General features: G+C 41.6%; 13 protein-coding genes and 1 tRNA gene. 11 read left to right on the top strand and 3 right to left on the bottom strand.

The window, feature by feature from the left end:
• Positions 1-4: 4 nt before the first annotated feature.
• Complete coding sequence (locus RMY63_RS04295) at positions 5-1393, bottom strand: DUF3370 domain-containing protein (RefSeq protein WP_322727510.1); 1389 nt, start codon at positions 1391-1393, stop codon at positions 5-7.
• Positions 1394-1506: 113 nt separating this feature from the next.
• Between RMY63_RS04295 and RMY63_RS04300 the strand changes: the two genes are divergently transcribed.
• Positions 1507-2754 carry a transposase gene (locus RMY63_RS04300; RefSeq protein WP_322727511.1) on the top strand — a complete coding sequence of 416 codons (1248 nt, stop codon included), beginning with the start codon at positions 1507-1509 and terminating at the stop codon, positions 2752-2754.
• Between the two features lie 55 nt (positions 2755-2809).
• Here RMY63_RS04300 and RMY63_RS04305 read toward each other — a convergent pair whose 3' ends face one another.
• Positions 2810-3352: a peptidase C15 gene (locus RMY63_RS04305; RefSeq protein WP_322727512.1), complete on the bottom strand. Its 543-nt coding sequence runs from the start codon at positions 3350-3352 to the stop codon at positions 2810-2812.
• Positions 3353-3410: 58 nt separating this feature from the next.
• On the opposite strand from RMY63_RS04305, the gene hisH reads away from it, so the two are divergent.
• Positions 3411-4046: an imidazole glycerol phosphate synthase subunit HisH gene (gene hisH / locus RMY63_RS04310; RefSeq protein ID WP_322727513.1), complete on the top strand. Its 636-nt coding sequence runs from the start codon at positions 3411-3413 to the stop codon at positions 4044-4046.
• An 84-nt stretch (positions 4047-4130) separates the two neighbouring features.
• Complete coding sequence (gene rsmD / locus RMY63_RS04315) at positions 4131-4676, top strand: 16S rRNA (guanine(966)-N(2))-methyltransferase RsmD (RefSeq protein WP_322727514.1); 546 nt, start codon at positions 4131-4133, stop codon at positions 4674-4676.
• Between the two features lie 92 nt (positions 4677-4768).
• On the opposite strand, the gene petG is transcribed toward rsmD, so the two are convergent.
• The gene (gene petG / locus RMY63_RS04320) at positions 4769-4882 is read right to left on the bottom strand and encodes a cytochrome b6-f complex subunit V (RefSeq protein WP_063721252.1); all 114 of its coding nucleotides are present in this window, start codon (positions 4880-4882) and stop codon (positions 4769-4771) included.
• Between the two features lie 210 nt (positions 4883-5092).
• Here petG and RMY63_RS04325 point away from each other — a divergent pair, with 210 nt between their 5' ends.
• The 8 genes from RMY63_RS04325 to RMY63_RS04360 all read left to right on the top strand — a co-directional run bounded on the left by RMY63_RS04325 (position 5093) and on the right by RMY63_RS04360 (position 12732).
• Complete coding sequence (locus tag RMY63_RS04325) at positions 5093-5467, top strand: cytochrome c (RefSeq protein ID WP_322727515.1); 375 nt, start codon at positions 5093-5095, stop codon at positions 5465-5467.
• 1370 nt (positions 5468-6837) lie between these two features.
• Positions 6838-8121, top strand: a complete 1284-nt coding sequence (locus RMY63_RS04330) for a transposase (RefSeq protein ID WP_322727516.1) — start codon at positions 6838-6840, stop codon at positions 8119-8121.
• 93 nt (positions 8122-8214) lie between these two features.
• Positions 8215-8979 carry a peptidylprolyl isomerase gene (locus tag RMY63_RS04335; protein ID WP_322727517.1) on the top strand — a complete coding sequence of 255 codons (765 nt, stop codon included), beginning with the start codon at positions 8215-8217 and terminating at the stop codon, positions 8977-8979.
• A gap of 114 nt (positions 8980-9093) precedes the next feature.
• Complete coding sequence (rsmA, locus tag RMY63_RS04340; RefSeq protein WP_322727518.1) at positions 9094-9918, top strand: 16S rRNA (adenine(1518)-N(6)/adenine(1519)-N(6))-dimethyltransferase RsmA; 825 nt, start codon at positions 9094-9096, stop codon at positions 9916-9918.
• Positions 9919-10030: 112 nt separating this feature from the next.
• A complete protein-coding gene (gene ispE, locus RMY63_RS04345) occupies positions 10031-10984 on the top strand; it encodes a 4-(cytidine 5'-diphospho)-2-C-methyl-D-erythritol kinase (protein ID WP_322727519.1) in 954 nt (317 codons plus the stop codon).
• A gap of 171 nt (positions 10985-11155) precedes the next feature.
• Positions 11156-11485: a DUF3082 domain-containing protein gene (locus RMY63_RS04350; protein WP_322727520.1), complete on the top strand. Its 330-nt coding sequence runs from the start codon at positions 11156-11158 to the stop codon at positions 11483-11485.
• Positions 11486-11884: 399 nt separating this feature from the next.
• Positions 11885-12490 carry a sporulation/spore germination protein gene (locus RMY63_RS04355; RefSeq protein WP_322727521.1) on the top strand — a complete coding sequence of 202 codons (606 nt, stop codon included), beginning with the start codon at positions 11885-11887 and terminating at the stop codon, positions 12488-12490.
• Positions 12491-12660: 170 nt separating this feature from the next.
• Positions 12661-12732: transfer RNA gene (locus tag RMY63_RS04360), tRNA-Gly, on the top strand.
• The last annotated feature ends 336 nt before the right edge of the window (positions 12733-13068 follow it).

Here is a 13068-nt window from a genome sequence, read left to right on the forward strand (position 1 = left end):
ATCATTACCGAGGTTCAGTTTGGGTTGAGACTGTTAATACTTGCGGTGGTGTAGCATCCGGGGGATAGAGAAAATCTACTTCTACTAAGGAGCGATCGCCTGGTTTCATCTTTAATAAAACTAACGGTTCTCCTGGTTGACCTCTCTTTTGCACTAAATGCACAAACTGAGTTTGTGGCTGATTTCGCTCATCTTTATAACGTACCCGCACTGTCCCTCGGAAGAATACTTGAGGATCTGGTGTACTTAGAAAGCGTAACCCAGGTTTGACTAATTGATCCTCCTTGAGTGGTGTTTGTATCGACACACTAACAGTTTGAGGACTTTGAGTATTGTTATATAGCGGCAACTTGAGATTATATTGAATTCCATAGTTGCCATGAGCGCGATATGCGGTGTCAAGATAGCGCACCAGCATAGGCGCACTTTGAATTTGACCAGTTCCTAATGTACCGCCATGCAGGGTACTCAGAGCGTAGGAAAATACTTGACCAGGCTGGGGAATAGTTAGATACCTGGCTTTAGGATTATCTACTAATAAGGCTCTCCATCGCGAACCACTAACCACTCCTGCAACACGCCCATAAATTCTTGGCTTGCCAGTTTCCTCTAAGGGAGTGGGAGTTTTATCTCGTGGCCCAGCCAAATCACCATTATCTAGTAAATTCTGCCATTCTTCTAAAGTAGGCGATCGCTCACTGCCATCAGGATTCACCTGTGCAAACATCGCTAGGCTAGCTGCATAGACAGTGCCATCACTTTGCAGTCGGATTAACGTAGATCGACCATTCAGGGGTGGTGTCAATCCCTGCACAGGAATTGGCAAATTGAGTAACATCCGACTTTGCTTTGGTGGAATCTCAATTTGGGCAGGGAAAATCTCTTGTCGCACTCCCCGAAGCACATCAGACATGACGCGATCGCCTGGGCCGGCAAAAACTTTACCTAAAAGGTTTTGGCTAAAGGATGGTAACTGAATAAATGGTGCATCCGGTTGACTTAAATAACTCGCCGCCTGCCAAATATTTACCTTCACTGGTTCCGAACCAGGGTTATGCAAAATTATCCCTAAATAGAGCGATGTCTCCGACGGGCTACGCCTACGCAAATTCTCTGGTGGTTCAGCTTTGGCAACATGATGGGCAAAAATATCAAATCGTCCCCGAAAGGGAAAATTTAGATGCGCTGCTGGCACTTTTTTTCCATTTGGTGGAAAGGTGGAAAGTAAAATCCCTTCTTTCAACACCAATTCTGGACTATTGCTATTAAAGGTTGGCACTGTATCCAACTTCCCTGGTAAAGGTCGTACTTCTTGTGGTTGCACGACTTCTTCAGGTGGTGGTGTGGCAGGTATTGATTGGGCTATTGGGAAAATTAGTAACAATGGCAACATATACTTAGATATTTATCAAAAAATTGGGTTTAAGACCCCGTGCTTCAAGCACGGCTTTAATTTACTAGAGTCACGTTCTCCACTAAATGTGTTAAAATGGGGGAATGTTAACCATGAATTACCGCTATCGAATCTATCCAAATATGACTCAAGAACAGTCGCTCCTTGAGTGGATGGATGTTTGTCGTGTTGCCTATAACTACGGGCTGCGAGAAATTAAAGATTGGTGCAATAGTCGGAAATGCATGATTGACAGATGCTCGATTAGTCATGAATATATTATGGCTGCTGATAGGCCATATCCTGGCGAAGTAAAGCAACTGAATGCACTACCAAACGCTAAAAAGGTATTCCCTCGATTGAGCGAAGTGCCTAGTCAAGTTTTGCAGCAAGCCATTAAACAATTACACCGAGCGTGGGAAGGATTTCTTTATATTGGGCATGGGTTCCCAAGATTCAAGAAGTTTGGGCAATTCAAATCTTTGCTGTTCCCCCAGTTTAAAGAAAATCCTGTAATTGGATTAAATATCAAACTTCCTAAACTGGGTATTATTCCGATTAACTTACATCGCCCAATTCCTAATGGATTTGTGGTTAAGCAGGTTCGGATAATCAACAAAGCGAATATTTGGTACGCTTCCATTAATATTCAATGTGATGTTAGTGTTCCCTCACCAATACCACATGGTCACCCGATTGGGGTAGATGTTGGGCTTGAAAAGTTTTTAGCAACCAGTGACGGCGTTTTTGTAAAACTGCCTAAATTCTTGAAAGTCATGCAAAGCAAGCTGAAATTGCTGCAACACAGACTTTCTAGAAAAAAGAAGCGGTCTAAAAATTACGAGAAACAGCGCGTTAAGGTTGCCAGACTTCACCACACTATTGATAACACCCGCAAGAACTTCCATTTCAAGCAAGCTCACGCTCTCTGCGATGCTGGTGATATGGTCTTCATGGAAGACCTGGATTACCGGACTCTTGCTAAAGGGATGCTTGGTAAGCAGATGCTTGATGCTGGGTTTGGGCAATTCCGAACCATTACTAAATATGTGTGTTGGAAGCGCGGTAAGTTTTTTGGTGAAGTCAATGCTAGGGGTACTTCTCAAGAGTGTCCTGAGTGTGGTGTGGAAGTTAGAAAAGATTTGAGCATCAGAGTACATCGTTGTGAATGTGGATACTGCACTGACCGGGATGTAGCTAGTGGTCAAATAATCAGAAATAGAGGGATAGCCCTCATTAGTACCAATGGACAGTTGGGAATCCAAAACGCCTATGCAGACGGTTTGCCGGGGATTGAGATATCTCAGTCTAGGTCAAAGTCAAAATCCCTTTTGGGAATAACTAGGAAATCTAAGAAGTGATTCTTAGATGCTCCGAGGCTTCAGCCCGGAGTCATGTCACTTCACCATACAGACATTAACAACTTGATGAAAGTGCCAGTTTGTTAATAATTAATACGAAATCAGCAAGAATCCCCATCAAATTTTCTTGATTGAGAACCGGAACGTGGACAAAAATACAACGTGCCGTGAGTTGATTTTGGCCTAAGTAGTCCAACACAGAATAGTAAAGACCCTCTCTACGAGACGCTACGCGAACACAGACAAATTTCCCACAGTCGTGGCTAATTTGAATTGCTGCTGCTCCCGCCACTAATTTTTCTAAATCAACTTCTGTCTGTAAAATACTTTCTTTGCAGCTAGCAACTGCTTCCACACTTAATTGTGTACGGCTTGCAGCCATGCCACAACAGATGATGTAATCAGGTTGGATTGCCTTGATTTTTTCTATTACCTGAGTACTGGCAAGTTGTATATCTACAGGTAACTGACGTAAAAAAGTTAAGTCAAGTGGGATAAACTCAAGTTTGGTAACTTCAAGTAATAAATCATCAGAAGAATTTGACTGTTGATCTTTTAGCCAAGTGTCAAAAGAAGTTAATAGAATTCTTTTCTTCATAACAAATATTATTTAGAATAGAAAAACCCTCCATAATAAATTTACAAGGAGCAGGTAAATGCCAGTGATTGCGGTCGTAGATTACGAGATGGGAAATTTGCACTCAGTCTGCAAAGGCTTGGAAAAAGCTGGGGCAACTCCTAATGTTACTTATTCTCCAAAGGAATTAGAACAGGCAGATGCAATAGTCTTACCGGGAGTAGGAGCATTTGATCCAGCAGTGCAACACCTGCGATCGCGCGGTTTAGAACAACCGATAAAAGAAGCGATCGCATCTGGTAAACCTTTTTTGGGAATTTGTTTAGGATTGCAAATTCTCTTTGAATCAAGTGCAGAAGGTACCCAACCAGGACTAGGAATTATCAAAGGAAAAGTGCGGCGGTTTCGTCTTGAACCTGACATCACTATTCCTCACATGGGGTGGAATCAACTGGAAATCACTCAACCAAAAAGTATTTTGTGGGAGCATTTACCGTCCGATCCTTGGGTATATTTTGTCCATTCTTACTATGTTGACCCAATAGACCCGCTAATCCGTGCAGCAACTATCACTCACGGTACTCAAACCGTGACAGCGGCGATCGCTCATGAAAATCTGATGGCAGTCCAATTTCACCCCGAAAAATCCTCTAATATCGGATTGCAAATCCTGTCTAATTTCGTTGCTCAAGTCCGCGAAAAAATTCCTGCCTAATATTCTTTTTGTCATTTGTTCTTTGTCTTTTGTCTAAAACTAATGACCAATGACTAATGACCAATGACCAATGACTAATAACCAATGAGCCTGAGAATTTACGGCAATCGCCAGCTAAAAACTTTACCAGGAAAAGAAACTAGACCGACTAGTGCGCGAGTAAGAGAGGCAGTCTTTAATATTTGGCAAGGAGAAATTGCAGGTTGTCGCTGGCTAGATTTATGTGCCGGTACTGGTTCAATGGGCGCAGAGGCTTTGTGTAGAGGAGCCAGCCTAGTAGTGGGAATTGAACAATCGAGCCGAGCCTGTGCCACCATCCAACAAAATTGGCAGCAGGTAGCTAATGCCAACCAAGAATTTCGGGTATTACGGGGAGATATTACCCAGCAGTTAAAGACTTTATCAAGCAAGCAATTTGACAGAATCTACTTTGATCCACCTTATGCTAGTGGATTGTACCAGCCAGTATTAGAAGCGATCGCTGACTATCAACTTTTAGATCCTAGCGGTGAAATCGCAGTTGAACACGCCTCACAAGGTTGGACACCGCCAGAGATTCCCGCTTGGGAAATTTGCCGCCAGAAAGTTTACGGCAACACATCACTTACTTTCTACAGAATTGTGGAGTAAGGAGCAGGGGGAGATAAGGGAAATGAGGAACAATATAACTCCTAACTCCTAACTCCTAACTCCTAACTCCTAACTCAGTACTCAGTACTCCCTCATCCTCCCAGCTGATTGGGGCGCTTGTATTGCTTATATGCAGCGTAAAAAAGTCCGGCGAGAGTGACGAAAACTAGACCAAGGACAATACCTGATAGCAGGGGTTCAACCACTGTAAATCTCCTCTTTGTAATTATTAAATATTCGTTGCCTGTTTTTGATTTTACCAAATTTCGTATGAATCCTGCGCTCTACAGCCTTTTTGGAGGGCGACTACCCACAATAAAATAGTCTTTTGTGCTTGCAGACACAATCAAGAACTTTTAAGCTATGTGTAGGAAATGAAAACTTTTTAGCACACCTAGACTTTCACGGCAAACCTTTTGGATAACCAGATTACCAAACCTGAAATTTTGATTCAGCGGATCGTTTTATTGACGCTGGCTATACTGCTAGGAGTCACTTTGGGCTTTTTTGGTGTTCAGTTGGTTCAAGCCTCCGATCCATACGTCAAGAGTGTTCTATCCCTCACAGGCAACCCAGTTCAAGGACACGCAATATTTCAAATTAACTGTGCTGGTTGTCATGGCTTGGAAGCAGACGGGCGAGTGGGGCCCAGTTTGCAAGCTGTTTCAAAGCACAAGTCTCGGTATGGGCTGATTCACCAAGTCATCAGTGGCGAAACACCGCCAATGCCAAAATTCCAACCTAGTGCCCAAGAAATGGCCGATCTTTTGAACTATTTAGAGTCCTTATAGACCTAAGAATTTTTGGTTGTAGGATACATAAATACCCTTTCAAGCAGGGCTATTTCATTCTAAATGTAGACACAATATGGTAGAGTCCAGCGCAAATCCTTACCATATTGCGTCTACTACTGCGCGTCTACGCATAATAATGAAACCTCAAAACACCCTAGTACAGCGGGCGCGGAAATAAACCCTGACGCTCGTTCGCCCTTGGGGAAGACTCGCTTGCCGCCGGCGCTAACGGGTGACGCTCTCTACGAGACGCACTCGCGTTCGCAGGCTCGCTCTAAGCGAAGCCATACCGAAGGCGTTGCCTCTCGTTCGCGTTAGCGTCTCTGAAAGAGAAGAGAAGGCTTTACGCTGCGCTAACGGCAAGTTCCTCATGGGGGAAACCCCCAGACGCTCGTTCGCTCTTAGCGTCTCCCCTTGGGAGAAGACTCGCTTGCCGCCGGCGCTATCGCCCTTGGCGTCTCCCCTTCTCCCAAAGGGAGAGGCTAGCGCCTTCTCTACGAGACGCACTTGCGAACGCGGAGCGTCTCGTAGAGAAGGGAGAAGACCGGACTGCCTCACCATTTCAAATGGCGCAAGAGTTTGGAATACAATTATGCGTGAATGCGTGACTTTTGAGAGCCAGTTGCTAAGAAAGCGGGAACGCTAAAAGCGAACAAGTCGGGCAATGCCCGCCAACGCACTGGCTCCTTTTGACTTCCGCCTTGCGGTACTAGCTCAGTCTGATAAATTTTGTCTTATAAGTCCTAGTGGCGAGAACTGTCATTTATCTTTCGTTTTTGTATTCACATCTGGTAGTATTTGCGTAGAATCTTTGATAAAAACTCATATAAACTGTATATTTTTAAGTATGTTAAAGTAACCATTTTATTGCGAAAGTGAGGCTAGCATACCTAACTCGGTAGAATTAAGGTAAAAGCTTCTAGAAAATGGGCTAAGGTATTATAAAACTTTAAACAAAATATAGTCTAGTATAGTCAGATATAGTCTAAAGTTCTTAGTAGAGATGAAGCTGTGTGATTATGCCAAAACGGTAGGAATTTCCTACCTTACAGCTTGGAGGCATTACAAAGCGGGTAAAATACTATACCCAACAAAACTGAATATAAGCTTAGAGGTAATTAACTTGGCTGACAATGGGTGTGACGAGTTGATGCAAGATTTAGTAGCTATGAGACCTCGCCCTTAAGGGCGGGGTTTAATATTACCAGCTTCTCAGCACAGCTATATGGTCAACGCCGGGCAAAACGAAAAACAGAGAAGATAGTTGAAGCGCTAAATTCTGGTCTTGACTAAAATTATTCTCTAGTCAAATATATTTCAAGGGTATCTTTTTTGATATATTAATCACATATATAAAACAATACGTCATGCGTCAAGTAGAAAAGCACATAATTAAAGATGGTCATGAGTGGTTTGATTATTGTACTGAAATAACCACATTTTCTCGACAACTTTATAATGTTGCTCAATTTACTCAACGCCAAGGATTTTTCTATGGATGGGGAACTCAAACACAAGCTAAATTAGATAGTTTATTGAAACTTCAGGAAAGCTACAAGGCAATGCCTGCTAAAGTGTCTCAACTTGTTTTAAAGCAGAACGCAGACGCTTGTATTGCTTACTGCAAAGCACTAAGGGTATATAAGCTTGATGCAACTAAATTTACAGGTAAACCAAAGCCACCAAGCTATATAGATAACAAGAATCTAGTTAAATTTAATCATCAGGCAGTTGGGAAAAGAGAATTTAATAAGGGATGGATTGTTCCATCGATGTCCCCAATTAAAATTCCAGTTAAACCGGGATTAAAGTTTGAAGACGTGTGTGAGGTTCGGATTTTACCGCGCACTGGTTGTTTTGTGATTGAAGTAGTTTATGAAATAGCAGATTATTCACAGTTTTTTTGTAGCTTAAATCCTCAACTAGCAGCAGCAATAGACATTGGCTTGGACAATCTAGCAACCATTGTTTTTAATGACCCAACCATCCAACCAATTGCAGTAAACGGGAAACCGCTAAAATCAGTTAATCAGTTCTACAACAAACAGATTGCAAAATTTCGGGGTTTCCTGCCTACTGTCCAAGGAAAATCTCGGCGCATTGCAAACATCATTCGTAACCGCAACAACTTTGTAGATTCATATTTACATCAATCTACGAAGATGATTGTAGATGAATTTTTAGTTTTGGGTGTAACTCATGTATCAATAGGGAAAAACCAGCAATGGAAAACACGTCTTAATTTAGGTAAGCGTACAAACCAAAATTTTACTCAAATACCACACGCTAAATTTATCGAAATGCTAACTTATAAATTACAACGAGTTGGCATTACCGTTAAGGTTATAGAAGAATCCTACACTAGTAAGGCATCTTTTCTTGATTGGGACATCATCCCAACATACAAACCTAACAACAAGGTAAAACTAGTATTCAAAGGATTGCGTGTAAAACGTGCCTGGTATGTGAGTTCGCCTGGTTTGAAGATTCATGCCGACGTCAATGGTGCATTTAACATCGGCAGAAAAAGTAATCCCGAAGGGTTTGATTGTCTCAAATCTATTCTAAGGGATAGGGGGTGTCTGGTAGTACATCCAAGGCGGATAACTCCACTATTTAAGCGTCTTAATGCTGAAAGTAGAGTTGCTTAAACCCAAGTTTTCCTGTCTGACTATATTTGACTATGAAATTTGGAACTATAGCTTCTTTAACAGACTAGATATTCTTGAGATGACCGAAAGCTAATGACTGAAGCGATCCAAATCGGTAATCGTACAATTACAGCTAGTGAACTGATTTCTTTACTGGCAAGTTACCAAATGCTGCCACAGTTGCAGCGCGAATTAATCATTGATGAGGCGATAGAGCAAAACTCACGCTCTGCCAAGGTAGTAATAGAGTGTACCCCTGAGGAAGTAGCCCAAGCTAAACAGCAGTTTTATGCTGAAAAACAGTTCAAAAATGAAGAAGACATCCAGGCTTGGATGGCACATCAAGGACTGACTCTCGATCAACTAGAAATTATTACCACTCGTAAGCTGAAAATCGAAAAATTTAAGCAAGCCACTTGGGGTAATAAACTGGAATCTTACTTTTTTCAGTCCAAAGCAAAACTGGACAAAGTAATTTATTCGCTACTGCGAACCCAGGATGTGGGAATTGCTCAAGAACTCTACTTTCGGATTCAGGCAAAAGAAAACTCTTTTGCTGATTTAGCGCGGGAATACTCACTCGGGCCGGAAGCCCAAACTGGTGGCTTGGTAGGCCCGATTGAACTGAATGCACTACATCCGATAATGGTGCAAATGCTCTCTAGCAGTCAACCAGGTCAGATATTGCCCCCTACCCGTATCGCTGACTGGTTTGTGATTTTGCGGTTAGAAAAATTTATTCCAGCACAACTGGATGAATTTATGAAAATGCGCCTGTTGAATGAACTCTTTGAAAACTGGCTACAAGAACAGCAAAAGCAAATCATGTCTCCATCACAAGGGGAGGGTGAAATCTGACAGGCGATAAACCACCTACCACGCTTGGCTTTAAAACTGAAGTTAGGATCGGTTTCAAAATTTATAATTAATTTTTGAGAAAAAGCTAAAAATTAGACTAGGTAATAAATACAGATGATCCGACCTCGTAAGGTCTTTGCTCAACATTGGCTCAAAAGTGAAAAGGCGCTCGACGCAATTATTAAAGCAGCTGAGTGTACAAAAAGCGATCGCATCCTGGAAATTGGGCCTGGAACTGGCATTTTGACTCGTCGTTTATTACCCTTAGTCCAATCTCTGGTTGCAGTTGAAATAGACCGCGACTTATGCCAACTGTTGTCAAAGCAGCTTGGTAAGACTGAAAATTTTTTACTGCTGCAAGGCGATTTTCTCACTCTAGATTTACCATCTTATTTGACAGCCTTTCCCAATTTCCAACAGCCAAATAAGGTAGTAGCCAATATTCCCTACAACATTACAGGGCCAATTATTGAGAAACTACTGGGTACGATCGCTAACCCTAACCCCGAACCATTTGACTCAATAGTGTTGCTGGTACAAAAAGAAGTAGCAGAAAGATTATATGCTAAACCAGGATCAAAAGCTTTTGGAGCGTTGAGTGTGCGAGTACAGTATTTGGCTGAGTGTGAGTTAATCTGCACAGTCCCAGCGGCTGCATTCCATCCACCGCCAAAAGTTGATTCAGCAGTGGTGCGATTGCGCCCCCGAAAAATAGAGACACCAGCACTTAATCCCCGACAGTTAGAAAATTTCTTAAAGTTGGGGTTTGGTGCCAAACGCAAAATGTTACGAAATAATTTGCAATCAGTTATAGAACGCGATCGCTTGAGCCACTTACTGGAACAATTAAAAATAAATCCCCAAGCCAGAGCCGAAGACCTCAGCGTTCAGCAATGGGTGATTCTAGCAAATCAATTGGGAGTGGGGAGTAGGGAGTAAGGAACAAGGCAGATTTTTTTCCATTCCCCATACTTCATTCCCCATTCTCCATTCCCCATTCCCCATTACCCCTTATCCCCAGAGGGGGCCCCACCTTCCCCACTCCCAGAAAATGCGTTCCTACAGCCTAATTGCCCCTGCTAAAATCAACTTGTATCTGGAAATCATTGGCGAACGCCGCGATGGTTATCACGAGTTAGCCATGATACTTCAAAGTATTGGTCTTGCAGATCAAGTTGATGTACGTTCTATTAGCACTGACAGTATCCGTGTTCACTGCAACCACCCACAAGTACCGACAGATAATAGTAATCTGGCATACCGAGCAGCAGAATTAATGGTGAGGCAATTTCCCGAAGCCTTTGCTAAATATGGAGGCGTGGAGATTACCGTCAACAAGCAGATTCCTGTAGCTGCTGGGTTGGCTGGAGGTTCGACGAATGCAGCAGCTGTGTTGGTGGGGATAGATTTACTGTGGAAGTTGGGATTAACTCAGTCAGAATTAGAGGAGTTGGGAGGTACACTCGGTTCAGATGTACCATTTTGTGTGGCGGGTGGAACTGCGATCGCAACAGGTAGAGGTGAGCAACTTTCTCCTCTGCCAAGTTTGGATAGTATCTATATAGTGTTAGCAAAATACCGCAGTTTAGAAGTTTCCACCGCTTGGGCATACAAAACCTATCGACAGCAGTTTGGTCATTCTTATATTAGAGATAGCGACAACTTGACAGCGCGTGCTAATGCAGTTCATTCAGGAGCAATAGTAAAAGCTATCGTGGATAAAAACGTAAGAGAAATTGCCCAAAAACTGCACAATGATTTAGAGCGCGTGGTATTGCCAGTTTATTCCCAAGTCTTGCAGTTGCGAGAAGTATTTGCAAATCAAGAAGGTGTTTTAGGAACAATGATGTCTGGTTCTGGCCCAACAGTATTTGCTCTTTTTGAGTCTCAACAGCAGGCAGAACAAGTCAAGTTAAAAATTAAAGAAGCAATTCTTGATGAAGACTTAGAATTGTTTGTGACTCGGACAATTACACATGGTATTCAGGTGGCATCTTCAATTTAAATAAATCTTTGTCGTTAAATCGAGTATAAGAAATAAGCTGATAAGTTTTTTAATTGCATAGTTCAAATCCCTAGTAAAGAGGTAGAGATGCAATGTGAATCACGATTAGCTGAGGACAATAATTATTCCTAATGCTCCAATCCAAAATCTAATATCTAAAATCTAAATATTATGAATGACCAAAATCTAACGCCGCAAACAGATGCTAAAGAACAGGTGACAGCTAGTCCGTTACGCTGTTTTACTGGGGCGGTGATTTCTGGAGGGATGGGATTTGCAGCGTATTCGCTGATGATTGCGATCGCGACAAATTTTGCTAATAAACCGATCCATTCAATCAATCCATTGGTGGTGAAGATTTCTTCTGCCGTCCGCACTCTGGTTGTTGGTGTAGTTGCTTTAGGTAGCGGGATTTTTGCTATAGTGGCAATTGGTTTGTTGGCTTTGGGAGTGCAATTATTAGTCCAGCAATTGACGAAGCAAAAAAGTAGTGAAAACTAGTAATTTGCTTTTAATCAGTAACCTACAAGCACAAGTTTTTCTAAAACAGTATGATTTAGCTCTACTGTGCAAAGAGTTGATTTTATTCTTGCCAAATTTATTTAACACGAACAGCAAGTGCAGATGCAGTGCTACTGCTTGCAGCAATTCTCTGGTTTACTGCATTTCTACTTGTTTTAGTCAAGCTTTTTGGAATTGACGCAGACGCAAAGCGGGTTGTCGTCAGACATCGCTTCTTGAATAGCAGATGTTGTAATTTTGGAATTATAGTATAAAATTTGACCTTAACATAATTTGGTTTGACACTTTATAGACTGGCTCAATATTCACGAATTTATGCGGAATTGATACCTGCGATACTGAAATTGATAACAACAAGATCATTTATAAGCAAAATTTATGAACACAATCAAGAAATATTTTTTACCTCTTATTTTTGTGACAATGGTTGTGAGCCTTGGTAGTTGTAGTTCTAACCCCACCGCGAATAATATTGACAGCGCAACGCCATACCCTACCACAGCACCGACGAATAGCGTATCTTCTCAAACTCCCAGCCAAATTCCTAGCGTAGCTCAGTTGAGAGAAAAATCTCCTAATCAAGAATCTTCTAAGGAAAATACGCCTTCCTCATCAACTTCTGAAGTTGCCACTAGTAAAACTACTAACATAATAATATACACAAGTGATACCCAATGTCAAAAACTAATTCCAGAAAAGGTTTCAGTACCAGCAGATGAGCCAGTGACAAATGTCGTGAGTAAAATCTTAGAAAAACGAGATACAAGCGACTTTAGCTTGTCTGGGTATCGTGTCAACATCAAAAATGGCATTGCTACAGTTGATTTACGCATATCTCCTGAGTCAAAGCGGCAAATAACTTCTCTTTCTAGTTGTGAACAGTTTGCTCTGTTTGGCAGTCTCCGCAAAACCTTAACGAGTAATGCTCAATGGAATATTAAAGAGGTTCGCTTCACTGAGCGGGGCGAGGACATTGTTCTTTAGTTAAATATTGTAGTAAGTGGCGTCATCGCTAGCTAAAAAAATTTCCTAATCTGAACAGCCACAGGACTCATGCATCAGCAGTTGTCAAAATGGTGTATGTTCTAGCCAATTGAAAACAGCTGTAAATAGTGGTATGCTTAATTTTAGGCAGAGATTTATGGTAGCAATTTGCGGGTGTAATTCAGTGGTAGAATGTCATCTTCCCATGGTGAACGTCGTGGGTTCGAGTCCCATCGCCCGCTTTAAAATCTGTAGATTCGCAAATTATATGTCGCAATTCGCAAATTAATGTCGTTTTGGCTATTTTTGAGGTCAATTTAATTATATCTAAGTTTTCGCAAATTAATGTCGCTATTAACGCATTAGTGTTGTCGAATTAGTTTTCGCTACTGTTAACAAAATTAATATTTTATCAGATTATCGTCTAATTAACATACTAGCTTCTATATTAAACTCACCAGTATTTTGCTAAACCAAATTTCAATGGGGAGATTTTTTATTTTGCACTCAGCACTACCTTTACCTATTAAACATGATTATGATGAAGCAACTAATCAGTAAGTAACTGGTAAAATATT

The organism is Nostoc sp. ChiQUE01b (assembly GCF_034531255.1).
Taxonomy (GTDB): domain Bacteria; phylum Cyanobacteriota; class Cyanobacteriia; order Cyanobacteriales; family Nostocaceae; genus Nostoc.

Coding starts and splice junctions, on each gene's coding strand:
- RMY63_RS04295 (WP_322727510.1), bottom strand. CDS start 1,393: ATGTTGCCATTGTTACTAATTTTCCCAATAGCCCAATCAATACCTGCC.
- RMY63_RS04300 (WP_322727511.1), top strand. CDS start 1,507: ATGAATTACCGCTATCGAATCTATCCAAATATGACTCAAGAACAGTCG.
- RMY63_RS04305 (WP_322727512.1), bottom strand. CDS start 3,352: ATGAAGAAAAGAATTCTATTAACTTCTTTTGACACTTGGCTAAAAGAT.
- hisH (WP_322727513.1), top strand. CDS start 3,411: ATGCCAGTGATTGCGGTCGTAGATTACGAGATGGGAAATTTGCACTCA.
- rsmD (WP_322727514.1), top strand. CDS start 4,131: ATGAGCCTGAGAATTTACGGCAATCGCCAGCTAAAAACTTTACCAGGA.
- RMY63_RS04330 (WP_322727516.1), top strand. CDS start 6,838: ATGCGTCAAGTAGAAAAGCACATAATTAAAGATGGTCATGAGTGGTTT.
- RMY63_RS04335 (WP_322727517.1), top strand. CDS start 8,215: ATGACTGAAGCGATCCAAATCGGTAATCGTACAATTACAGCTAGTGAA.
- rsmA (WP_322727518.1), top strand. CDS start 9,094: ATGATCCGACCTCGTAAGGTCTTTGCTCAACATTGGCTCAAAAGTGAA.
- ispE (WP_322727519.1), top strand. CDS start 10,031: ATGCGTTCCTACAGCCTAATTGCCCCTGCTAAAATCAACTTGTATCTG.
- RMY63_RS04350 (WP_322727520.1), top strand. CDS start 11,156: ATGAATGACCAAAATCTAACGCCGCAAACAGATGCTAAAGAACAGGTG.
- RMY63_RS04355 (WP_322727521.1), top strand. CDS start 11,885: ATGAACACAATCAAGAAATATTTTTTACCTCTTATTTTTGTGACAATG.